Origin of the sequence: Acinetobacter sp. ATCC 27244, assembly GCF_000156555.1 — a bacterium.
Taxonomy (GTDB): Bacteria; Pseudomonadota; Gammaproteobacteria; order Pseudomonadales; family Moraxellaceae; genus Acinetobacter; species Acinetobacter haemolyticus.
In genome coordinates, this window is the sequence record NZ_GG665962.1 from 275,867 (window position 1) to 297,796 (window position 21,930).

Genomic DNA, 21,930 nt, shown 5'->3' on the forward strand with positions numbered 1-21,930 from the left:
CTTTTTTTATTGCTATTCAGTTTTGAGTAAATCTAAAAACTTAGAGCGTAGCTTGGATAATTTGGGTGGAATACTAAAGTTGCAATAACCTTGGGAAGGATTACGGGCATAGAAATTTTGATGATATTCTTCAGCTGGATAGAAAGTCGGTTCAGGACTTAGTTCAGTCACAATGTTGAGCCCTTCATCCTCTAAACTTTGGATGACCTGTTCGGCTTGTTGTTTCTGCTCTTCATTGAAATAATAAATAACAGAACGGTATTGTGTTCCAATATCATTGCCTTGACGGTTTAATGTGGTTGGATCATGGGTGGTAAAAAACACATTTAAAAGTTGGGTGTAACTGATTTGTTGCTCATCAAAATCGATAAGCACAACTTCAGCGTGTTGAGTATTACCTTGGCAAACCTGCTCATAGCTTGGATTCTGCACAATACCGCCAGCATAACCACTGACTACTTTTTTAACGCCTTTGAGCTGTAAAAAAACTGCTTCTACACACCAGAAACATCCACCACCAAATAGTGCTTGTTGCATTTAAGTCCCCAATTTCTAATTTTATGAATGCCTTTAAAGTAAACGATGTCGACAAAAAGTAAAAGCCCGTGTTTGCAACGGGCTGTGACTTTGATCAAGGTGAATTACGGTAATGGTTGAACCACCGTAACGAAAGTTACAAGAACTTGTCCAGAAGCATCTAGGAATTTTAGTTCATGTCCTTTCAGCTGGTAGTTTGTAGTTGCAGCTAAGGCATTTGCGTATTGACGTGATAGGTCATTGTTGTCTTTACCAATACATGCCATCTTGGTTGATGCGACAGCACCTAAACGTAAAATAGCACCTTGGCTTTCGAAGCTTCCTTGAATATTGTTACAACCATCTGCACCAAAAAAGCGTTTAGCTTGAGCATCAAACTGAATCGAAGGTCGTTTTATTGATAACTCATTACTTTTGACTTCGATACCGTTAATATGTGTAGCAATCCACGTGCGATTATATAAATTGATTGTTTCTTTCTGTGATGCGTTTGGAGAGGTGCTTAAAGATTCTGTGGTTGTACAACCCGTCATGATGATCGCAACTGCCAAAGTACAAGAAGCTAATAATGGTTTTAACATAAATGAAAGATCCGAGTCTTTGAGTTTAATGATTTTAATTAAACTTAATAAACGTGGATCTGAGCCGCATATTACGTATCATTTTGTAAATATTGAGATAGGTTTGATTAAATGAGCAGAAAAATTATTCAGTTTTGGGTAGTCCTGCGCGAATGACTTCAGAATAATATTCACTACTTTGATTTGGTTGTTTGGCATATTGTTCGGTACGTGGATTGATATGTGCCAGTTGATACCATTCTTTCATGCTGTAATTCTGATTCAGTGCTTTGAGATCATGTAGATAATTTGGCAAATAACCAGAAGCCAGTAAGCGGTAATCTTTGGGTAATGCTTGCTGGCTAATTGCTTGTGCCATATCAAAGATTAAGGTGGTACAGTTACTGGTCAGGGTGTTATACCATTTTGCTTCTGCACGCAGTTCATCTGCCTTTTTAAGATATTCAATAAATAATGCTTTACGTTCCGCAGCAGGAATTTTGATCGGGAATAAATAAACCTGTTCATTACGAATATTGCTACGTGTATAGACGATATCTTTCTCATCGGATGCAATTAGGCTTAACTCATATTTACGAAAGAATCCTCCGATCGCAGAGAAAGATTCGCCTTTTTCTTTTCGAATTTCGATCGAGAATACCAGTGGTTTTTGATCTGAGAAGTCAAAGCTCACGAGAGTATGTGCGATTTGGGGACCCATCCAGTAGGAGGCAATCACATTGATTCCTGTGATTTTGTTCAGATCAATTGTCCGATCCTCCCAGTGAATGTCATAACTACCATCGGGGTACCAATTAAAGTTTCGTACCTTGTGCAATGTTACAATATCGCCTTTTTTCTCATAGCTGAGTTGCTCAGATACCTCAGGATCCCAGACGCGGTCTTGACGTGCATCTAAAGAAAAATACCATAACAAAGAACAAGCGAACGCGAAACAATAGAGCAGAATATCTGTACGTCGACTAAAAATATGTCCGCTGACATAGAAACCAAGCAAACTCAGTGCGAAAAGTCCCCAAAGAATAATGATAATGCGACTAAAGATCGGACCAAGGGGTTGCTGTATCCATAAGGCTAAACATAGCCAAATACTGGAAAGGATCACGAAAAGAGTAAAGGTACTATGTAAGAACCATATCCCTAATCCAATGAAGAACTCACGTGATCCAATCTCATGCATAACAATTCGCAGTCCATTTTATTTTTGGTAAGTCGCGAACTCGAAGGCGATATTTGATTTTTCATCAGTATGTAGTTCTGAGTTCACTTTTTGAAAATTCTCAGAGATTTTTGGGTAATGTGCATCGCCTTGAACATCTAAATCTACATGGGTCAGTTCTAGGCGGTCAGCAATGGCAAGTGTTTGATTAAAAATCTCTCCTCCACCAATAATAAATAAGGATGCTTTTTCAGAGTGTTGTACGTCTGTAAGTGCAGCATCTAAAGCTTCCTCAATACTATGCGCAATTTTTACACCATCAAATTGCCAAGATGGATCTCGCGTAATCACCCAATTCACGCGATTCGGTAATGCACGTCCCATCGACTCAAGCGTCTTACGACCCATGATAACCACACCACCTTGAGTGATGGCTTTAAAATGTTTGAGATCTGCAGAAATATGCCACGGCAGGGCATTTCCTTTTCCAATGCAGTGATTTTTATCCATTGCCACTACGTGGACAACTTCTGTGCCTTGCCATGCCATAAGTGAGCTCTCTTATCGTTTTAAACTGCAACAGGTGCTTTAATTGCTGGGTGTGATTCATAACCCACGATTTCAATATCTTCAAATTTAAAATCAAAAATATCGGTAATTTCTGGATTCAGTTTAAGCTGGCACAACGGTAGAGGATCACGGCTAAGTTGTAATTTCGCTTGTTCAAAATGGTTCGCATAGAGATGCGTATCACCACCTGTCCATACAAAATCACCGACGCCTAAACCGCAAACCTGTGCAATCATATGTGTCAGCAAGGCATAGCTGGCAATATTAAATGGCACACCTAAGAACACATCAGCACTGCGCTGATAAAGCTGGCATGACAATTTATTATCTTGTACGAAAAATTGGAATAGCGTATGACAAGGCGGTAAAGCAACCTTTCCAGCCTCGTTAGGATTCCATCCAGACACGATTAAGCGACGTGAATTTGGATTGGTTTTAATTTCGTTAATCAGCCATTTGATTTGATCAAAACCATTTTGTTGATAACTACCATCCTCATTTTGAGTTGCACCAAAATTACGCCACTGATGTCCATACACTGGACCTAATTCACCTTCTGGACGATCAAAGCGAGCGGTTTGTTCGGCAGTTGCCCATTCATCCCAAATGGTGACTTTGTTGTCTTTGAGATATTGAACATTAGTATCACCTTTGAGGAACCACAGTAGTTCAATCACGATGGAACGAAAATGGACTTTCTTGGTGGTAAGTAATGGAAAGCCTTTAGAAAGATCAAAACGCATTTGATGACCAAATACTGAACGTGTACCCGTACCTGTACGATCACCTTTGTCGCCGCCATTGTCGAGAATATGTTGTAAAAGGTCTAAGTATGTGCGCATAGCTTTCTCTAAAATCTTGTGTGAACTTTCAGTTTGAGTGGCATCAATGGGTTCAATCAATCGAGTGTAGTTCCATTGACTGGGTATAGAATGATACTTGATTATTATGATTAAGGCACTGATCTCTGTTGCTTCGATGATGAAATCCTACAAAAGAAAAGAGCGCTTTATATTGAAAGCGCTCTTTCGAATTCATAATGTTGCTTATTCAGTCACAAAGGTTACTTTGCCATCGCTGAGGGATTTAACGCGTGCCAAAGACTCTACACGATAGCCTTTTTCGAGTAAGACATCACGACCAGGTTGGAATGACTTTTCAATCACGATCCCTACTCCAACCACTTCAGCATTGGCTTGATGAATGAGGTCAATCAGGCCCAATGCCGCTTGGCCATTTGCCAAGAAGTCATCAATCACAAGTGCTTTATCACTTGAACTGATGTGCTTGTTAGAAATAGCAATTGTACTTTCAGTTTGTTTAGTAAATGAAAACACTTTAGAACGATAAAGATCATCTTTTAATGTTAATGACTGATATTTGCGAGCAAAAATCACAGGCACACCAAGCTCTAGACCCGCCATGATCGCAGGTGCAATACCTGATGCTTCAATGGTAATAATTTTGGTAATGCCAGCATCTTTAAAACGAGCAGCAAATTCTTTGCCGATCTGCTGCATGAGCACAGGGTCGATTTGGTGATTCAAGAAAGCGTCAACTTTCAAGACTTGATCAGATAGAACGATACCTTCATTTAAGATTTTCTGTTCTAGAGCGTACACGGGAGAATCCTCTAAACGGATGCTTTTTCAAGCAAAGGCATATTTTAAAAAGCATCAAAAAAATTGCAAGCCATAAATTAAAGCTTTGTTGATATTTCACAGAACTTTACGATGTTTGGTATATGGCTGCAATTTTAGCGCTGATTAATTAGTTTTACCCGTATAGCCTGTTAATAAAAGCCCATACGAAGATTTTCCGTCATTATGTGTCACCTTGACAGGGAGATAATCAAGTTTTGGCGCGAGCCAGAATACCGTGTTGCGTTCTGGTTTGTCGTGCTGAAGTACGACTTTAATTGTGTTAAAAGTCCCATAATTGGTTTTGATGGTTTCAGTACCTTGGCGAATAAAACGGCGCTCATCCACGGCTTTACTATCTGCAATGAAGTAGCGTGTTTGTAAGGTGTTACCATTTTTGAGATCTTCACGAACTTGTAATTCGGCATTCAGCTCATCTAAAACACCATCTTTCCAAGGGAAAGAGCGCTTTTTGTCATCTTTCTGGGTGTTAATTACTTTCGCACTAGGATTAAAGTTGATGTTCATAGTGTTGTTATGAATCAAGATCTTACTGGTACGACTAAATTTTTGCGATGTGATTTTATTGTCAGCAAAGCTAAATTGACTGGTTTCAGAGGCAGAGGCGATACCACCAGCACGTGCGTTAAAAGAATATGTCCAGTTATTACCTTGTTGAGCGAGTGTACGTGTTGCAGAACCTAGGTTTTTGTTATTGTAGCTAAATTGATAGTTTGCTTGGAATGGGGTCATTGCCAAAGCATGACTAGATAAACTGCCGCATAGAATCGCTGCAGATGTTACTGTTGCAATACCGAGCACTTTTGATAATTTCTGTGTCATAACATTGAGTCCTTAGAGCGAATACGAGGTATTTGCACTCATTTATCAGGAAAATTTAGATTTATTATGCCTGTAGATTGTGAAGAAAAGTTCAGCCTTTTTACTAAGCGCTTGTTAATTTTCGTATAAATCGTAAAGGTGGAGGCTCAATGGGGTAGGTGTAAAGTAAGAAGTAACCCCATTGAGCATTTTATTTATTTTCTTTTCGCTTTCTTCTGTTGAATTGGCGTCACAGTACTATCTTCTAACTCATCTTCACCAAAATCATCATCATTCGGTGGGTATAGAATCGCAGTGAGATTGACATTGCCCCACACGATGAGCTCAGCAGGTCGGACCCTTGCTCGGTTGACATGAACCTTACTCAAAGTTTCAATAATGCTTGGCTTTTTCCCAAACCAGCGATTTAGATCGAGATAGAGTAAATCATCTTTCACCGTTACAATTTCAAAATGCGCTAAAATTTTGCCTAAAGGATCTTCTTCCTTAAATTTTTGGTAATACCAAATCGCAATATGGAAGCCCCATTTTTGAAAAATGTTTTTGAATTTTGCTTCGATCACTTGAGTATTACTAATTTGTTCAAAAACCATCAGTTGAACATCCTGATTCATTTCCATTTGAATCAGTTTTAAATCAACGGATAGCGTCGTGTGTAAGCCTTTTACATCTAAAGTGGTGTATAGACGTAACCAACCATCATATAGATCTGCATGTAAATCTTGCATGATTTCGACATTATTGGTGACGTACCGCTCCATTGTTGCATTTACAAATACTTGTGAAAGTGGGAATTCTCTTTCTTCTTCAATGAAATCTTCGGCTTTTTGGTAAACTTTACGTAGACGTTTAACAACAGATGAAAGTAGCGTTTGCATAAAAGTTGTTCCAGAAAGTGAATGGTGTATTCGCCATCTTTGCTTAACTAAAAAGTAAAAATTAAATTTGTGGCTTGCAGTGTAGCAAAATTAATTGCTACATTTTCATAAAATGATGCGATGGAAGCACTCAAGCTATAAGTGGATCACATTTTTTCGTACTTTTGAATATTGGTTTGGTTTTTTTTATGCGGTAGCTGCCGTTGGGGATGAGACATTTTTGTCGCTTATATACCATGTGGAATAAAATAAATTTTCGTACTCAAATGACTTCCTTTTGGTGGCAAGATCCGATTTTTGTTGGAGCAGTTGTTATTGCAGTCATGGTACATGGCCTCGTACTGACAACACAATTTTCGATGCCGTCACCTACTGATACATCAACCAAAGAAATCGCCGTGTCTGTACGTCCAAGTCAAGATAAGGTCGAGCATGCAGATTTTTTAGCGCAAACTGATCAACAAGGATCAGGTGAATTTCATCAAGCACATCGTATGTCTAGTGATATGCCCACGCCAATGCAAAGTGATGCAACCACAGGAGAGCATGAGCTAGAAAGTCTCGAAACCATACAACAGAAGCGTGAACTCCTCTTTGAGGAAAAAGTGTTAATGACAGTGTTAAGTTGGCAAAAGCAAGCTGAACAGAATGAACGTAAGAAAGCATTAGAAGAATTACAAAGTCAATTTCAAGCCAAAGCTGCGATGGTGGCAAGTTTAGAAGCGCAATATTTACAACGCCAACAAAATTTTAGCCGTAAGCAACGTATTAAAACGGTTGATGGGATACAAGCGAAACAAGATGCATCGGCAGCATATCTCGATAAATTCCGACAAAAAGTTGAGTTGTATGGCAATCGTTATTATCCCGATGCGGCAAAACAGCAACGCTTAGCGGGTGAAGTACGTTTAATGGTGATTTTAAATGCGCAAGGCGGTATCCGAGCCATTCGTTTAATTGAGAGCTCAGGACATCCGATTTTGGATGAAGCAGCTCGTGCTTCTGTTCGCCGTGGTGCACCATTTGGAGCTTTTGACAGCAGTATGAAAGATATTTCTGAGTTACGGATTATCCGAACATGGCGTTTTGATCCAGTGGATGCTGAATTTGAAGTGCATTAACTAAGACAGAATTTACTTTGTTGTATGTGTTGAAATATCCATTAAAATTAATATCTTATATTTTATGAGTCATCTTTTTTAAGTACAAACTTCATAGTCATAGTTGCTTTTGTCTTATAGTTCTTGAATTGATAATAAAAACGATTATCATTCGTCTTGTAATTTCTTTAATTCTCCTTTAGGGCATTCATACATCCTTCTTTAAAATTTCGGGGGGAAGTGGTGTGTGTCTCCAAATGCTCTAAACTTTGTGAAAAGGATATGTTTGCATGCAACACGATTCTGAATTGAGCTTATTTAAAGCACACCCGCTTGTTCTGGCAATGGCAGCAATATTTTTACCCTCATTGACTTCTGCTCAGTCAAATACAGAAAATGCACAGCTGCCAACGATTATTGTAAAAGCAGAGCGTGACAAAGCTTCTACCTCCTATACCGCTGAAACGGCATCGACAGCATTACCATTAAATTTAAAGCTAAAGGAACTCCCACAATCTGTTTCTGTTGTAACACAACAACGTATGCAAGATCAGGGACTCACAACTTTGGTTGATGTTGCTGAGAATGTCACAGGGTTAACGGTCAATCGTTATGAGACCAATCGAGGTGGCATATATTCACGAGGCTTTGTTGTGGATAATTATATTATTGATGGTATTCCAACAACTTATACATTGCCTTGGTCTTCTGGGGAAATCTTTGCAAGTACTGCAATCTATGATCATATTGATATTGTTCGGGGCGCAACAGGTTTGACCACAGGTACTGGTAATCCATCTGCCGCAATTAATATGGTGCGTAAACGTGCAACGAGTAAAGTTCCTACTGCGAATATTGAAGTGACTGGCGGTAGTTGGAACAATTACGGTGTCATGGGCGATATTGCAAATAGTTTAAATGACTCTGGAACATTGCGTGGGCGAGCTGTTGCGAAATACGAGGAGGGTGATAGTTTTACTAATTTATTAAGTAAAGAACGTTTAACGCTGTTACTGACAGGCGAAGCAGATTTAACAGACTCTACTTTATTATCTGTTGGGATAAGCTATCAAGAAGATGATCCACGTGGGCCAATGTGGGGTGGTTTACCTGTTTATTTTAGTGATGGTACGCGAACAAACTTATCTAAAAAAACCACAACAAGTCAGGATTGGACACGTTGGCAGGTGAAGTATACCAATTGGTTTGCAGACCTTACTCAACAAATTAATGACAACTGGAATGTAAAGTTTTCTTATGCTCACGGTAAGAGAGAAGCTGATTCTAAACTGTTTTATGTCTCGGGTTATCCTAATAAGGAAACGGGCATGGGGTTATCTGGTTTTGCTGGTTCCTATGATGTAAATATTGATCAAGACAATCTTACACTGCAGGTTGATGGCCAATTTGATTTATTTGGTAGAGATCACAAAGTCGCCGTTGGCTATCAATATTCAAATCAAGATTTTACTGCACTTGGTCGTACGGGCACTATGACACAGCCTATAGAGAGCATCTATCGTTGGAATACGTCTCTTGCTGAGCCAGTGTGGGGGGATTGGACATCTTCAGAAAAATACACCGTAAAGCAAAATGCAGTTTTTGCTGCAGCGCAATTATCTTTACTTGATCCTCTTAAGCTCATTGTAGGGGGGCGTGTGACAGATTATGAAAAAGATTTAGGTGCCAAAGCAAAGAAAATTAAATATGAGCATGAGTTTATTCCTTATGCAGGGTTGGTTTATGACATTAATTCAAACTATTCTACTTATGTGAGTTATACCAGTATCTTTCAACCGCAAAATCAAAAAGACATGAGTAATAACTACCTAGATCCAATTAAAGGCAATAGTACCGAAATTGGTTTGAAATCATCATGGTTTGATGATCGCTTAAATGGTACTTTGGCGATTTTTAATATTAAGCAAGATAATTTGGCACAGGCGGCGGGGCAGATAGAGCGAAATGGCGTACAGGAAACCTATTATCGTGCAGCAAAAGGTGCAGAGAGCAAAGGATTTGAACTGGAGGTGAGCGGACAGATCACTCCAAATTGGAATCTTACAGCAGGATATAGTCAGTATGAGGCGACAGATGCGAAAGGTGATGATATTAATACCGAACTGCCGCGTAAAATGATACAAACCTATACTACTTACCAATTTTCAAATCAATGGGATGCATTAAGTGTTGGTGCAGGTATTAATTGGCAAAGTGATACTTATATTTTTGCGAAAAGTGTGCCTGCTGGTGCTGATCCTAAGATTGTACAAGGTTCATATGCTTTGGTTAATTTAATGGCCAAATACAAAATTAACAAAGACTTCTCAGCCCAGTTAAATATTAACAATGTATTTGATAAAGATTATTACGGTGTATTCCCTGCATATGGGCAAATCACACATGGCGAACCACGTAATGCAACATTAACGTTACGTTATCAGTTCTAAAAGTTTAATAAATAAAAAACGGCTGAATTCAGCCGTTTTTTATTGAACATGTGGATAACTTAAATGTTATTCACAATCCATTTTGACTAGAGTAAGCACGCTCAACTTTGCAAATTTCCACGCTAAAGTGTTGGTACCATATTTCTTTACCTAGACGCTGAGCAACTTGATGTTCAGCGTCTTGTTGCCAATATCTGATATCTTCATGGTTGTGCCAATAAGACAACGCAATTTCAAAGCCATTTTCACTACATGCTTCGAATTTGATACAGTTAAATTGGCTTAAAGCTTTATTTCTCAGCTTTTGTGCCATTTCAGAGTAAGTTGCATCGAGTGTATTGATTGTGGCTTTAAAAATGACAACATACATAAGCGTTTCAACTAGATTTCATCAGCTTGGTAAGGATTGGCAATGTTGAGTTTCTTCAAAATTGCTATTTCTAATGCTTCCATCTCTTCAGCATCAGATTCACTGGTTTCATGGTCATAACCGAGTAAATGCAAAATGCCATGTACCAATAAATGTGTGAAATGATCCATTGGTGTTTTTTGTTGCTCTTTCGCTTCTTGCAAAACCACAGGCATACAAATGACCAAATCACCCAAAGGTTCAGCATCTAGCAAACTTAGCATTTTCTCTGGAATGTCACTTGGAAAAGAAAGTACATTTGTTGGTTTATCTTTTTCCCGATATTGCAGATTTAGTTCATGGCTTTCTGCTAGATCAACACAAGCAATGCCAATTTCACAATCAGCATCGAAACCGACATGACGTAATGCGGTTTCGATGTGTTTTTTGATTTGACCACGTTTCAGTGGTAACTCAGCAGTTTGAAAGTCTTGTTGCAGACTTAAATTGATTTTCAAAATAAACCCTTAATCATCTTAATGCTGTGCATCCGCTTTTTCATCGTTCTCAGCAATTAGAGCTTCTTGCTTGGCTTTACGTTCGGCACGAGCTTCAGCTGACAAGCGCTGTTGTTCGCTGTCCCAACCTTCATAAGCTTCTACAATTTTTTGTACTAACTGATGACGAACCACATCTCGAGAGTGGAAGCGGGTAATATGAATTTCGTGTACATTTTCCAGTACACGGAGTGCTTGTGCTAAGCCTGATTGCTGTCCACGTGGTAAGTCAACCTGTGTCACATCACCTGTAATCACAGCACGAGAACCAAAACCTAAGCGTGTGAGGAACATTTTCATTTGCTCAGGTGTGGTGTTTTGCGCTTCGTCTAAAATCACGAATGAATGATTGAGTGTACGCCCACGCATGTAAGCAAGAGGCGCAACCTCAATCACTTGGCGTTCAATTAGTTTGGCAACTTTCTCAAAACCGAGCATCTCATACAAAGCATCGTATAGTGGGCGCAAATATGGATCGATTTTTTGAGTAAGATCACCCGGTAAGAAACCTAGTTTTTCCCCAGCTTCGACAGCAGGGCGAACCAATAAAATACGTTGAATTTCATTGCGTTCTAACATGTCAACCGCAGCGGCAACCGCTAAGTAAGTTTTACCTGTACCTGCGGGACCAATACCAAAAGAAATATCGCTTTGCAAAATACGTTGTACATAACGCTTTTGGTTAGCGCCGCGAGGATTAATTCGTCCTTTGCGTGTTTGAAAATACACATCTATCGGCGCGTCATATTCATCCAACTCCTCACCCACCAACTCGAAATCACGTTCGGATTGTGAGGATTGAATCATGAGATGTAACAGATCAGCGCTGATTTGTTGTGATGTTTCAGACTCTTGATAGAGCCGTTGCAATAATGCTTCGGCTCTTTCGACCGTTTCTATATCACCATCGAGATAGAACGCATCTCCTCGGTGAGTAATTTTGACATCTAAACGTTGTTCGATTTGTTTTAAATGCCCGTTATATGCACCGAGCATGCTTTTTAAGCGTTCCATGGAAATCTCAGGGAACATTACTGTACGTCGAATCGCTGCAGTCAAGAGAAGCCCTTTTTGTTGACTTATAAGAATACCTCTACATTACGCCACGTCAGGTTCAAGATTCAAGAGTTCACCATAAACTAAATTTAAAGTTTTAATTTCAGTAATCTCGATTTCAGCAAAACGACCAACCCAAGCTGCATCGCCTATAAATGTAACCAGACGAGTATTATCAGCTGTCCCAATCAAGATATTTGGATCTTTATCAGATACTTTCTCAATTAAGACACGTTCGATCTTACCGAGCATAGCATCAGTTTTATCGATGCTTGAGCGTTTAATCACCTCTTGAACTTGTGCGAGACGATCCTTTTTCACTTGTTCAGGTGTGTCATCTGGAAGATCAGAGGCAGGTGTACCCGGACGTTTTGAATAAACAAAACTATAAGAGTGATCAAAGTCTAAATCTTTAATGAACTGTAAGGTTTCTGCGAAATGTTGATCCGTTTCACCAGGAAAGCCAATAATGAAGTCACTTGATAAATGCATATCAGGGCGAACTTTACGGAGTTTGGCTATTTTATCGATATAGACATCAATGGTGTGGTTACGTTTCATGGCTTGCAATACGTCGTTTGAGCCACTTTGTACAGGTAAGTGCAAATGCGAAACCATTTGCGGTAAATCACGATAACATTGAATCAACTCATCTGAAAACTCAAGTGGGTGAGAAGTGGTATAACGTAAACGTCCAATACCTGGAATTTCTGCCACTAAGCGAAGTAATTCTGGGAATGTACAAATTCCGCCTTCAAAAGTTTCACCACGATAACCATTTACGTTTTGACCAAGTAGGCTGATTTCACGAACACCTTTTTCAGCCAACCCAGCGATTTCTGCTAGAACATCATCTAATGGTCGTGAAACTTCTTCACCACGAGTATATGGTACCACGCAGAAAGAACAGTATTTTGAACAGCCTTCCATAATCGAAACAAATGCTTTAAAGCCTTCGACGCGAGGTTCTGGTAAGAAGTCAAATTTTTCAATATCAGGGAAGGAGATATCGACCAGTTTAATTTTTTCTTTCTTTGGTTTTTCAACTTGCGCTTGATGTTGATCTAACATTTGCGGCAAACGGTGCAAGGTTTGCGGACCAAATACCATATCGACATAAGGCGCACGTTTTTGAATGTTGTCACCCTCTTGAGAGGCAACACAACCACCGACACCAATCACGAGGTCAGGATTTTTCTCTTTAAGTTTGCGCCAACGGCCGAGTCCACTAAATACTTTTTCTTGCGCTTTTTCACGAATAGAGCAAGTATTCATTAAAAGGATGTCAGCTTCATTTGGATTGTCAGTGAGCACATAGCCATGTGAATCACCTAACAAATCTGCCATACGATGACTGTCATACTCATTCATCTGACACCCTTGCGTTTCAATATATAACTTCTTCATTGAAACATCAGCGGTGTGCATTGGCTGGGTAACAGTGTTTTCTGAGGCAGCGTGTGTCGCACTTGGAATGAATGTTTGAACCGTCATGCAGGCTCCTAAACAAGATGGGTTTAAATAAACGGCGGATTATAACAGTATTTTTGTCAGAACGCAGAGAATAAAAAACTGACAAAAATGGACAGTTTGTGAATAAAATTGTATGCATTTTAATGAATATGAATCAGTAAGTTACATAACACAACAATAGTGGAAAGCTAGACTTATTACACTATATCACTAGGGTGAATAGGGCATATTGATTGATGAAGATGAAAAAGCAACGTGATTTGATAACAATGGATGCTAAAAAAGTGAAGTATAAGAACAGTTTCCGTTATTTTTTCGCAGTGGGAGGTATGTTCGCATGTTCATCCCTATACGCTTTAGATATTCAATTCAATGATGCTTTGCGTGCGGCAAATGCCAGTAATATAGCTTTACTCGATCAATTCCAAGAACAAATGCAGAATGATGTATTGGGGTATTACCCTGAATACTGGAAACTCAATACCAATTTAGCCTCACAGCCTGCCTCTGCCATTATTAGTTTTGCTCAACGCTACCCACAATCAGCAATGGCTGAAAAGTTGGCAGCTGACTATGTTGAAGAAAAAGTGAAATACGCCAGCTTTGCTGAAGCCAAGCCCGTACTCAGTTATGTCACAAACCCTGATCAAGCAGAAAGCTGTGCTGTTGCCCAAGTTCGAGCACAAACAGGAGATAGCCTTGTTTTTGCAGAGTACAAAGACATTTGGTTAACCACCACGACACAACCTGAATCATGTAATGGTTTAGGGCGATTGATGCTGGCTAGCCCGTTGATGACCGCGCAAGATCGCCAACATCGCTTGTGGTCACAACTACGTGCGGGGCAATCTGGCTTTGCGATCACCACAGCACAATCAATGGGGCTGAATTTATCGCTTGCACAGCTCAATCAGATTCAAGCCAATCCATTGGGCTATCTATGGAGCGCTGCTAAAAACAACGACGCAGATTATGCATATTTGATTTTTGCTTTGGGGCGGGTCGCGGATAGTGATCTAACCAATGCATTGGCGAATCTTCCTCGTGCGCTTCAAGATACGCCACAAGCTGTACAACAATATCTATATCGTACAGTCGGTTATGTGGGAGGTACGACTGTGATGAAAAATGGTTTTAATCGTGAAGTATTAACTGCATTTGATCAAAGCTATGGTTATCCATTTAGTCCTGAGGAAGCCGAAATTTATGCAAGACAATCCATTCGATTTGGTTCTTGGGAAAGTCTGATTCGGGCAATAGATGCGATGTCTGTGACGCAAAAACAAGAAGATCGTTGGCAGTATTGGTTAGCAAGAGCGTCTGAGCAACGTGCCGATGCTGCGTCTAAGCAAGCAGCACAGCAGATTTATCGTAAATTGGCTCAAGCTGGTGATGATTATCATCATTTGTTGGCCAAAGACCGTTTGGGCCAGCGTTATCACCATCAACCATTTAATGAGCAACCCTCTGCCCAAGATACGCAACGACTTAATCAAAATATCCATTTTAGACGTGCATTTACCCTTAGAGAAATTAATGCACCAGCCACATATATCAATCGTGAGTGGAATTGGGCAGTACGCCAAGCTTATTTACAGCAAGATGATGGTTTGATTCTCGCTGCTGCAAAACGCGCGCATGATATGGGATGGTATGATCGGGCAATTTATGCTGCTGATCGTACGACCACCCGTCACAACGATACCTATCGATTTGCTACACCTCATCGTGCGAACGTCACGAGCCATAGCAATAATGCAGGTGTAGATCCTGCTTGGGCATATGGTTTAATGCGCCAAGAAAGTCGTTTTGTCACCACAGCACGTTCTCATGTCGGTGCTGGTGGTTTGATGCAGATCATGCCAAATACCGCAAAGTTAATTGCGCGACAAATGGGTGAAACCTACAATCCAGCTGCGCTGAGTGAAATGAATACCAATATTCGTTATGGTACTTTCTATCTTTCAATGATTCAGGGACAACTTAGCGGCAATGCAGTGCTGGCTACTGCGGGTTATAACGCAGGCCCTAATCGAGCACGACGTTGGCAGCCTGACAATCAACCTTTGGCGGCAGATCAATACACAGAATCGATTCCATTGTTGGAAACACGTGACTATGTCAAACATGTCATGACCAATGCAACGCATTATGGTGTGGTATTGGGGCAAGGGCCACAGTCCCTAGAGAAAAGGATGGGTGTGATTCCTGTGCGAAATAGCCCTTGAAATATAAGCTGATATTAAATTTGAAGTCATGAAGTTTTGGTATTTGATGAAATCAATAGATTTTTTAAAACGACGGTTTACAAGGTGGGTACAGGCTTTAGGCTGTATGCTTGTGCTTTCGTTTGCCTCATCATTATATGCTGCGAGTAACCAAAATCTCGCGGGCTATATTTTACATGTAGAAATGACGCCAGCGGTATGTGCTTTAGATTCATCAAAACAAAAACAACGTAAGTGTTTGGAAGGTTATTCTTTAACAATTTCAAGTTTATTGCCAGAAGTTCCAGTCAATCGGAACTGCGAAACAAAATCATCAGCCGCATTATCTCCATTGCAATCGACCGTGGTCGCACGTGTCATGCCGAATGAAACTGAGCGGGTACAACTTTGGCAAAATGTTGGAGGTTGTGTCCCGATGAATGCGAGCCAATATTATAGAACGATTATTAATTTCGCTGAACGTTTAAAGATACCTGCTGATCTGACCAGTCAAAACACGATTAGTGTACAAAAAGAAAATCTGAGACAACAATTTACTAAATTAAATCCCTCTTTACCTGCAAATGGTATTCGTTTTAGTTGCCAATCTTCACGATCAGACTCCATTTTGACCGAGATCCGAGTGTGTTATCACAAAAATGGGCAGTATAAACAATGTGCAAGTCATGTTGTGACAGGTTGCCCAAGTGAATTTACAATTAAGGGTAGCTATTAACTTTTCTAGCTGCACTTAATTTGTATTTTCTATCAGACTTTTGTTGAAATTCATTCTCTTTTATATGCATATGCTGCTGCTTTAGAGTACAATCTTTGCCGTTTATGATGATTTGACTGGATAGAATCACTATCTAGTCCAATTAAGGACCCTCATTGGAGACAATTACATGAAGCAACCCGTTCGTGTTGCCGTTACAGGCGCTGCAGGTCAAATTGGTTATAGCTTATTATTCCGTATCGCAAGCGGTGAAATGCTTGGTAAAGATCAACCTGTAATTTTACAATTGCTTGAAGTTCCTGTTGAGAAAGCCCAACAAGCGCTTAAAGGCGTAATGATGGAGTTAGACGACTGTGCTTTCCCATTATTGGCAGGCATGATCGGAACTGATGATCCTAAAGTTGCATTCAAAGATGCTGACTATGCATTATTAGTTGGTTCTCGTCCACGTGGTCCTGGTATGGAACGTGCTGACTTATTGAAAGTAAACGGTGAAATCTTCATCGGTCAAGGTCAAGCATTAAACGAAGTTGCTAGCCGTAATGTAAAAGTATTGGTTGTAGGTAACCCTGCAAATACAAATGCTTATATCGCAATGAACTCTGCTCCAGATCTTCCTGCGAAAAACTTCACAGCGATGTTACGTCTTGACCACAACCGTGCGTTGACTCAAGTCGCTCAAAAAGCTGGTGTTGCTGTTGCTGATATCGAAAAATTAACGGTTTGGGGTAACCACTCTCCAACGATGTATGCTGACTACCGTTTTGCGACTGCAAATGGTGAAAGCTTAAAAGACAAAATCAACGATGCTGAGTGGAATAAGGATGTATTCCTTCCAACAGTTGGTAAGCGTGGTGCTGCGATCATCGAGGCGCGTGGTTTGTCTTCTGCTGCTTCTGCTGCAAATGCTGCAATCGATCATATGCGTGACTGGGCATTGGGTACAAACGGCAAATGGGTAACTATGGGTATCCCATCTGACGGTTCATATGGTATTCCAGAAGGCGTTATGTTCGGTTTCCCTGTAACAACTGAAAACGGTGAATACAAAATCGTTCAAGGTTTAGAAATTGATGAGTTCAGCCGTGAGCGTATTAACTTCACGTTGAACGAACTTGAAGAAGAGCGTGCAGCAATTGCTGATATGCTAAAATAATTTATCACTGATAAATTAAAAAATGCCTCCGATTGGGGGCATTTTTATTGTGTAGGAACCACACAAAAAACAACAAGAAAACAAAGTGCTTCACTGCAATAGTGCGTGCTTTATTGATACATTAAAAGAAGAAAAAAGCTAAGGGAGAATAAACATGTTTGAACAACAACCTACACTAGAACTGTTATTTGAACAGCTTGGGTTAGAAGCGGATGAAGCGGCTATGGAGCTTTTTATCCAAACGCATCAATTACGTGCCGAGGAAAAACTGCATGAAGCTGATTTTTGGAGTGCAGGGCAGCGAGATTTTTTAAAAAGTCATTGGGAAAAAGATGATGAATGGGCGATAGTGATTGATGAGTTAAATCAACAATTGCATGTAGACAGCACGGAATAATCATAAAAAAATAAATAAAGCTCACAAATCATTAGTGAGCTTTATTACGTAGAAGTGTTTTAAACCAAGCCTCTTGTCGTACTTGATCGAAAGCAGGGTGGGCTTGAAGCAATTCAAGATCATGATCTAGGCAAGACACATATTTTTTCAACCAATGTCGAGTAAGTGCATATTCTTGCTTTACAACAGATGCATAGGCGAGAAAGAAATAAATGTCTAAGTGATCATGATGTGCTAAAGGTTTTAAGATCTGTTGTGTAATCAAAGCGAAACGTTGCTCTTTGTTGAGCTCAAAATAAATCATATATGCTTTAGCTAAATACAGTGACAAACTCAAATACAAGCTTAAAGGCATCTCTTCGTGTTCAATACGTGCTTGTTCAAGTAATACAATTGCTTCTTGTAGAAAATGTAATTGTTCCTGACGAACATGGCTGTGCATCACTAACTGCAAACGTAAGTCCGCACGTTCTAAAGCAAGCTCGGGGGTGTTGCCACTTAAATAAAGTTGGTCTGTTTCCCCAATCCGAGAAATTACCTGTTTGGTTTCATTCGACATGCATTGATCCACAAAAATCGTCAGTTAGGTAGGTTATATAAGGTTGTTTTGAGAAATTTAAAGGTTTAGTGTCCCTTGATATTCATTCGATCCTAATTATTCCAAATAGAATTTCCACTTCTTAACCATGCAGTAATAGAGAGACGCTGTTGTTTGGAGAGAAGAACTTCATGCAATATATCACTTTGGAAAATAGCAAGGCGATTGGGGGTAGGTTGAATGATATGCCACTCCCCATTCTTATCCTGTAAACGCAATTGACCACCCCAGTCTTCCTGCCAATGTTCGTGTAGATAGAAAACAGTTGAAATCATTCGATCATTTTTTAGTTGCGGATTATCGCGATGTAACGCGTAAAACTCACCTGCGTTATAGCAAGCAAAATGTGCTTCTACCTCTTTAATCCCGAGATAGAATGCTTGATTTAACGTTTGAGATAAGCTTTGTAAGGTCTTGATGTGTTGTTGTGCGATGGGCAGTTGATGATCAATCCATAAAATGTGGTCGCTTCGAATATGACTGACAACGCCATTCTGTATTCCCGCTGCTCGAAACTCCTCCAGATGAAGACTACATTCTTGAACCAGATCGATTATATATTCTTTAGGGTACGCGTCATTCACTAAAGCAAAACCAGACGTATTTAAATCATCTAAAATTTGATCAATATTCCAAGATGTAGGAAGAGAGGTGGATTGCATACAGCTCCAGTTAACATTCATTTGATTACAGTACAATTTTAGCTGATCACATCAACGCTAAAGAATAGCTTTTATTTTCATGATAAACTATCCTTTGAATTGAGGAATAATTGTCAACATGAATTACCGTCACCATTTCCATGCAGGTAACTTTGCCGATGTTATGAAGCATGTGCTTTTGCTTCAACTGCTTAATCGTTTAAATGCTAAAGATAAGCCATATCGATATATCGATACCCATGGTGGGGCAGGTAAATATGACTTATCTCTTGCACCAGCGCAAAAGTCTGGTGAGTTTTTAACAGGGATCCATCGTCTCGTACAGTTGGGCGAGATAGAAAAGCGTCAAGCACCTGAGGGTGTGCAAGAATATTTGAAACTAGTTGAAAGTTTACGTGCCGAAGAGGGCAAAGGTAGTTACCCGGGTTCCCCGTGGTTTGCTTTGCAAGGAATGCGTGAAATTGATAAGGCAACTGTTTTTGAAATGCAGCGTGATGTGTTTCAACAGCTACGCCAAAATATCCGTGATAAACGCATGGGTTTACATGAGCGAGATGCTTATGAGGGTTTGCTCGGCGTTATCCCACCAAAAGAAAAACGTGGGTTGGTCATGATTGATCCACCATATGAACTAGAGCGTAAAGATTTCCCACAATTAGTCGAATTACTCCAAGCTGCTCATAAAAAATGGCCGACTGGTGTGTTTGCTGTATGGTATCCAATTAAAGATCGCGCCATGATTGAACGTTTCGAAAAGAAAATGTTTAAAACAGGCATTCGCCGTCAATTGGTTTGCGAAATCTGTGTATGGCCTGATGATACGCCTGTGGGGCTAAATGGTTGCGGGCTTTTGGTGATTAACCCACCTTGGAAATTTTCGGAAGATGCGGATCAAGCATTACAATGGTTATTTCCACATTTGCGTATGCAAGAAATTGGCGGTCATGCCGCAGTGCGTTGGTTGGTGGGTGAATAACCCATCAACATCAAGATATTGTTGAGGAATTGAAAATAATGACAAATTCTCTGAAACCTGATTCTGATTTAAATAAAGATGGTCGAACTTTCGATGGCATTACATTTGAAGTGGAAGAGGAAGAGCATACGCAGGAAGGGCAAAAAGTAAAACGTCGTGGAATTTATTTGTGGCCGAATTTAATTACAACAGCGGCGCTTCTATCTGGTTTTTATTCCATCATTGCAAGTATGAATGGTAATTTTAATCAAGCGATTTATGCAATCTTTTTAGCTGCATTGTTGGATGGTTTAGATGGGCGTGTAGCACGTGCAATCGGGGCACAGAGTGCGTTTGGTGAACAATACGACTCATTATCTGATCTGCTTGCTTTTGGTGTTGCGCCTGCAATTTTGATGTATAGCTGGAGTTTACACGATCTTGGTCGTATAGGTTTGGCATGTTGTTTTATCTATACCGCTTGTGCAGCTTTCCGTTTAGCTCGTTTCAATGTACAGATTGGTGTGGTCGATAAGCGTTATTTTATTGGTATTGCAAGTCCACTCGCTGCTGTAGCTGTGATTTCGATGGTGTGGGTCGGGCGTGATTTTCCATTTATTTTTGATTTAAAAGACATTGTGATTCAAATTATTAATGCCGCTGTCATGGTTGGTATAGGTTTGCTCATGATTTCAAATATTAAGTATTACTCATTTAAACAAATGGACCGTAAGCGTGTACCTTTTGTTGTGATGTTGCCCGTGGTCTTGATTTTTGCAGCGATCACGTACAACATTCCAGTAGGGATATTGACAGTTTGTATTATTTATATCCTCTCTGGATTTGTAACGACTTTGTTGGCGAAAAAGAATGATTCAAAAATAACAACTTAAAAAATGGAGGTTCAGTATGCCAATATTGATCAGTAATAATCAATTAAAGCAGCTGAACCTCAATAAGTCAGATGCTCTAATCTTCTATCCACCTAAAGGTTTGTTTAAAATCGTTTATCAGGCATTGATCCTGCCGAATCTTCCAGCGCCCTTCCATTATCTGAATTTTATCAGCCTCATTGGACAGCCACGCATTCCGGTTTGCTATAACGCGAGTGCAGTAATGACAACCGCAATTGATACAGCAACCGTATTGGTGAGCAGTAGTGTAGCAACGGTTGGGCATCTTAAAAGTTATAGCGCAAAAGATCAGTGCCAATTTGATGTTGATCGTTATCAATTTTTAAATATTGATCATATCCATGTTGATCCACCCAACTATTATTTTAAGCGCTTTGATGATGAGCTTAGTTGTGAATTAAAAGTAAACACATTTGCTGAAGTTGAAAATCACTCTGCGTTACAATGGGGAGTTGCTGATTATTGGTATACACGATGTCAATGCGAAGGGGAACTGGTATATAAAAAACAAAAATATCAAATCGCAGCACAAGGGGTTTTAAAACATGCTCGCGCTGTACATTTACCTTTTATTGCATTTCACTTCTTTACCTATCAAATTATTCAAGTCCATGCTGAATTGCAAATTATTCTCACAGAGTTAAGAAATCAATGGAATCAGATTATTTTTACTCGAATAGAAGTTCAATATGATCAACAACCAAGCATACTTTACAATCAAAATGTGAGTTTTGATGTTATGCGAGTTTATCCAAAAGTACGAACGCCAAATGGACGTGATATGTACTTAGCGCGAGAATTTATTTGGCAGTACCAGCAAGGTGATCAGATTGTTTTTCAATTACATGGTCAAAGTCGTGGTGATTATAAATTTGGATTAGCTGCAGGTTATGTCGGAAGTTTTAACTATCAGCTTTTTTGGAATAATGAGGCGTATCAAGGATCAGGTTATTGTGAATACATTGATTGTCGACCTTTACATTGGCAAGAAAAAAATAAAACCGAGCAAATAATAGATAAAATTCCACATTTTCAGCCCTATTTGTGCAAGAAGTAGACAGTCGTTCTGGTAGATGTGAAAAACCTCTTGCAACTCATTTCTAATCCTCTAT

At 39.7% G+C, this 21,930-nt stretch carries 23 protein-coding genes; 9 read left to right on the forward strand and 14 right to left on the reverse strand.

All coding sequences use genetic code 11. The features are described 5' to 3' along the window. Window positions 1–12 precede the first annotated feature (12 nt). The 8 genes from msrA to HMPREF0023_RS13355 form a co-directional block, all read right to left on the reverse strand. A complete protein-coding gene (gene msrA, locus HMPREF0023_RS13320; protein WP_005088147.1) occupies window positions 13–537 on the reverse strand; it encodes a peptide-methionine (S)-S-oxide reductase MsrA in 525 nt (174 codons plus the stop codon). A gap of 104 nt (window positions 538–641) precedes the next feature. After that, window positions 642–1,118, reverse strand: coding sequence for an META domain-containing protein (locus HMPREF0023_RS13325; protein WP_005088148.1), 477 nt, complete (start codon window positions 1,116–1,118; stop codon window positions 642–644). A gap of 124 nt (window positions 1,119–1,242) precedes the next feature. Further along, window positions 1,243–2,298 (reverse strand): DUF4105 domain-containing protein, encoded by a 1,056-nt coding sequence (locus tag HMPREF0023_RS13330; protein WP_004637827.1) that lies wholly within the window; start codon window positions 2,296–2,298, stop codon window positions 1,243–1,245. An 18-nt stretch (window positions 2,299–2,316) separates the two neighbouring features. Next, complete coding sequence (locus HMPREF0023_RS13335) at window positions 2,317–2,826, reverse strand: dihydrofolate reductase (protein ID WP_004637828.1); 510 nt, start codon at window positions 2,824–2,826, stop codon at window positions 2,317–2,319. Between the two features lie 20 nt (window positions 2,827–2,846). Then, window positions 2,847–3,689: a thymidylate synthase gene (thyA, locus tag HMPREF0023_RS13340; RefSeq protein WP_005083621.1), complete on the reverse strand. Its 843-nt coding sequence runs from the start codon at window positions 3,687–3,689 to the stop codon at window positions 2,847–2,849. 204 nt (window positions 3,690–3,893) lie between these two features. Next, a complete protein-coding gene (locus HMPREF0023_RS13345; protein WP_004637831.1) occupies window positions 3,894–4,469 on the reverse strand; it encodes a xanthine phosphoribosyltransferase in 576 nt (191 codons plus the stop codon). A gap of 144 nt (window positions 4,470–4,613) precedes the next feature. Next, on the reverse strand, window positions 4,614–5,330 hold the full coding sequence (locus HMPREF0023_RS13350) for a DUF3108 domain-containing protein (protein WP_004637832.1): 717 nt from the start codon (window positions 5,328–5,330) through the stop codon (window positions 4,614–4,616). A 194-nt stretch (window positions 5,331–5,524) separates the two neighbouring features. Beyond that, window positions 5,525–6,208, reverse strand: a complete 684-nt coding sequence (locus HMPREF0023_RS13355) for a hypothetical protein (RefSeq protein ID WP_004637833.1) — start codon at window positions 6,206–6,208, stop codon at window positions 5,525–5,527. A 236-nt stretch (window positions 6,209–6,444) separates the two neighbouring features. On the opposite strand from HMPREF0023_RS13355, the gene HMPREF0023_RS13360 reads away from it, so the two are divergent. Continuing rightward, window positions 6,445–7,329, forward strand: a complete 885-nt coding sequence (locus tag HMPREF0023_RS13360; protein WP_008942322.1) for an energy transducer TonB — start codon at window positions 6,445–6,447, stop codon at window positions 7,327–7,329. Window positions 7,330–7,598: 269 nt separating this feature from the next. Next, window positions 7,599–9,758 carry a TonB-dependent siderophore receptor gene (locus HMPREF0023_RS13365; RefSeq protein WP_005088153.1) on the forward strand — a complete coding sequence of 720 codons (2,160 nt, stop codon included), beginning with the start codon at window positions 7,599–7,601 and terminating at the stop codon, window positions 9,756–9,758. A 70-nt stretch (window positions 9,759–9,828) separates the two neighbouring features. On the opposite strand, the gene HMPREF0023_RS13370 is transcribed toward HMPREF0023_RS13365, so the two are convergent. From HMPREF0023_RS13370 to miaB, 4 genes are read right to left on the reverse strand one after another with little or no spacing between them, the layout of a single operon-like run. Then, entirely contained in the window at window positions 9,829–10,128 is a 300-nt protein-coding gene (locus tag HMPREF0023_RS13370; protein ID WP_005088154.1) for an antibiotic biosynthesis monooxygenase family protein, read from the reverse strand. 11 nt (window positions 10,129–10,139) lie between these two features. Further along, window positions 10,140–10,625 (reverse strand): rRNA maturation RNase YbeY, encoded by a 486-nt coding sequence (gene ybeY / locus HMPREF0023_RS13375; protein ID WP_005088155.1) that lies wholly within the window; start codon window positions 10,623–10,625, stop codon window positions 10,140–10,142. 18 nt (window positions 10,626–10,643) lie between these two features. Continuing rightward, complete coding sequence (locus HMPREF0023_RS13380) at window positions 10,644–11,723, reverse strand: PhoH family protein (protein WP_017394568.1); 1,080 nt, start codon at window positions 11,721–11,723, stop codon at window positions 10,644–10,646. Between the two features lie 39 nt (window positions 11,724–11,762). Next, window positions 11,763–13,214 carry a tRNA (N6-isopentenyl adenosine(37)-C2)-methylthiotransferase MiaB gene (gene miaB / locus HMPREF0023_RS13385; RefSeq protein ID WP_004637839.1) on the reverse strand — a complete coding sequence of 484 codons (1,452 nt, stop codon included), beginning with the start codon at window positions 13,212–13,214 and terminating at the stop codon, window positions 11,763–11,765. A gap of 215 nt (window positions 13,215–13,429) precedes the next feature. Here miaB and HMPREF0023_RS13390 point away from each other — a divergent pair, with 215 nt between their 5' ends. The 4 genes from HMPREF0023_RS13390 (at window position 13,430) to HMPREF0023_RS13405 (ending at window position 17,689) form a co-directional block, all read left to right on the forward strand. Beyond that, window positions 13,430–15,421 (forward strand): lytic transglycosylase domain-containing protein, encoded by a 1,992-nt coding sequence (locus HMPREF0023_RS13390; protein WP_008942323.1) that lies wholly within the window; start codon window positions 13,430–13,432, stop codon window positions 15,419–15,421. Between the two features lie 28 nt (window positions 15,422–15,449). Then, the gene (locus HMPREF0023_RS13395; RefSeq protein WP_004637841.1) at window positions 15,450–16,136 is read left to right on the forward strand and encodes a hypothetical protein; all 687 of its coding nucleotides are present in this window, start codon (window positions 15,450–15,452) and stop codon (window positions 16,134–16,136) included. Between the two features lie 169 nt (window positions 16,137–16,305). Further along, window positions 16,306–17,292 carry a malate dehydrogenase gene (locus tag HMPREF0023_RS13400; RefSeq protein ID WP_004637843.1) on the forward strand — a complete coding sequence of 329 codons (987 nt, stop codon included), beginning with the start codon at window positions 16,306–16,308 and terminating at the stop codon, window positions 17,290–17,292. A 154-nt stretch (window positions 17,293–17,446) separates the two neighbouring features. Beyond that, window positions 17,447–17,689, forward strand: a complete 243-nt coding sequence (locus tag HMPREF0023_RS13405) for a DUF2789 family protein (RefSeq protein WP_004637844.1) — start codon at window positions 17,447–17,449, stop codon at window positions 17,687–17,689. A gap of 31 nt (window positions 17,690–17,720) precedes the next feature. Here HMPREF0023_RS13405 and HMPREF0023_RS13410 read toward each other — a convergent pair whose 3' ends face one another. Both HMPREF0023_RS13410 and HMPREF0023_RS13415 read right to left on the reverse strand, forming a co-directional pair. Continuing rightward, window positions 17,721–18,248: a hypothetical protein gene (locus HMPREF0023_RS13410; protein ID WP_005088160.1), complete on the reverse strand. Its 528-nt coding sequence runs from the start codon at window positions 18,246–18,248 to the stop codon at window positions 17,721–17,723. A 92-nt stretch (window positions 18,249–18,340) separates the two neighbouring features. Next, a complete protein-coding gene (locus HMPREF0023_RS13415; RefSeq protein ID WP_004637846.1) occupies window positions 18,341–18,949 on the reverse strand; it encodes a 2OG-Fe(II) oxygenase in 609 nt (202 codons plus the stop codon). Between the two features lie 118 nt (window positions 18,950–19,067). Here HMPREF0023_RS13415 and HMPREF0023_RS13420 point away from each other — a divergent pair, with 118 nt between their 5' ends. From HMPREF0023_RS13420 to HMPREF0023_RS13430, 3 genes are read left to right on the forward strand one after another with little or no spacing between them, the layout of a single operon-like run. Beyond that, entirely contained in the window at window positions 19,068–19,925 is an 858-nt protein-coding gene (locus tag HMPREF0023_RS13420; RefSeq protein WP_005083594.1) for a 23S rRNA (adenine(2030)-N(6))-methyltransferase RlmJ, read from the forward strand. A gap of 38 nt (window positions 19,926–19,963) precedes the next feature. Continuing rightward, window positions 19,964–20,797 (forward strand): CDP-diacylglycerol--serine O-phosphatidyltransferase, encoded by an 834-nt coding sequence (gene pssA, locus HMPREF0023_RS13425; protein ID WP_004637848.1) that lies wholly within the window; start codon window positions 19,964–19,966, stop codon window positions 20,795–20,797. A 16-nt stretch (window positions 20,798–20,813) separates the two neighbouring features. Then, window positions 20,814–21,875 carry a DUF6670 family protein gene (locus tag HMPREF0023_RS13430; protein ID WP_008942324.1) on the forward strand — a complete coding sequence of 354 codons (1,062 nt, stop codon included), beginning with the start codon at window positions 20,814–20,816 and terminating at the stop codon, window positions 21,873–21,875. The last annotated feature ends 55 nt before the right edge of the window (window positions 21,876–21,930 follow it).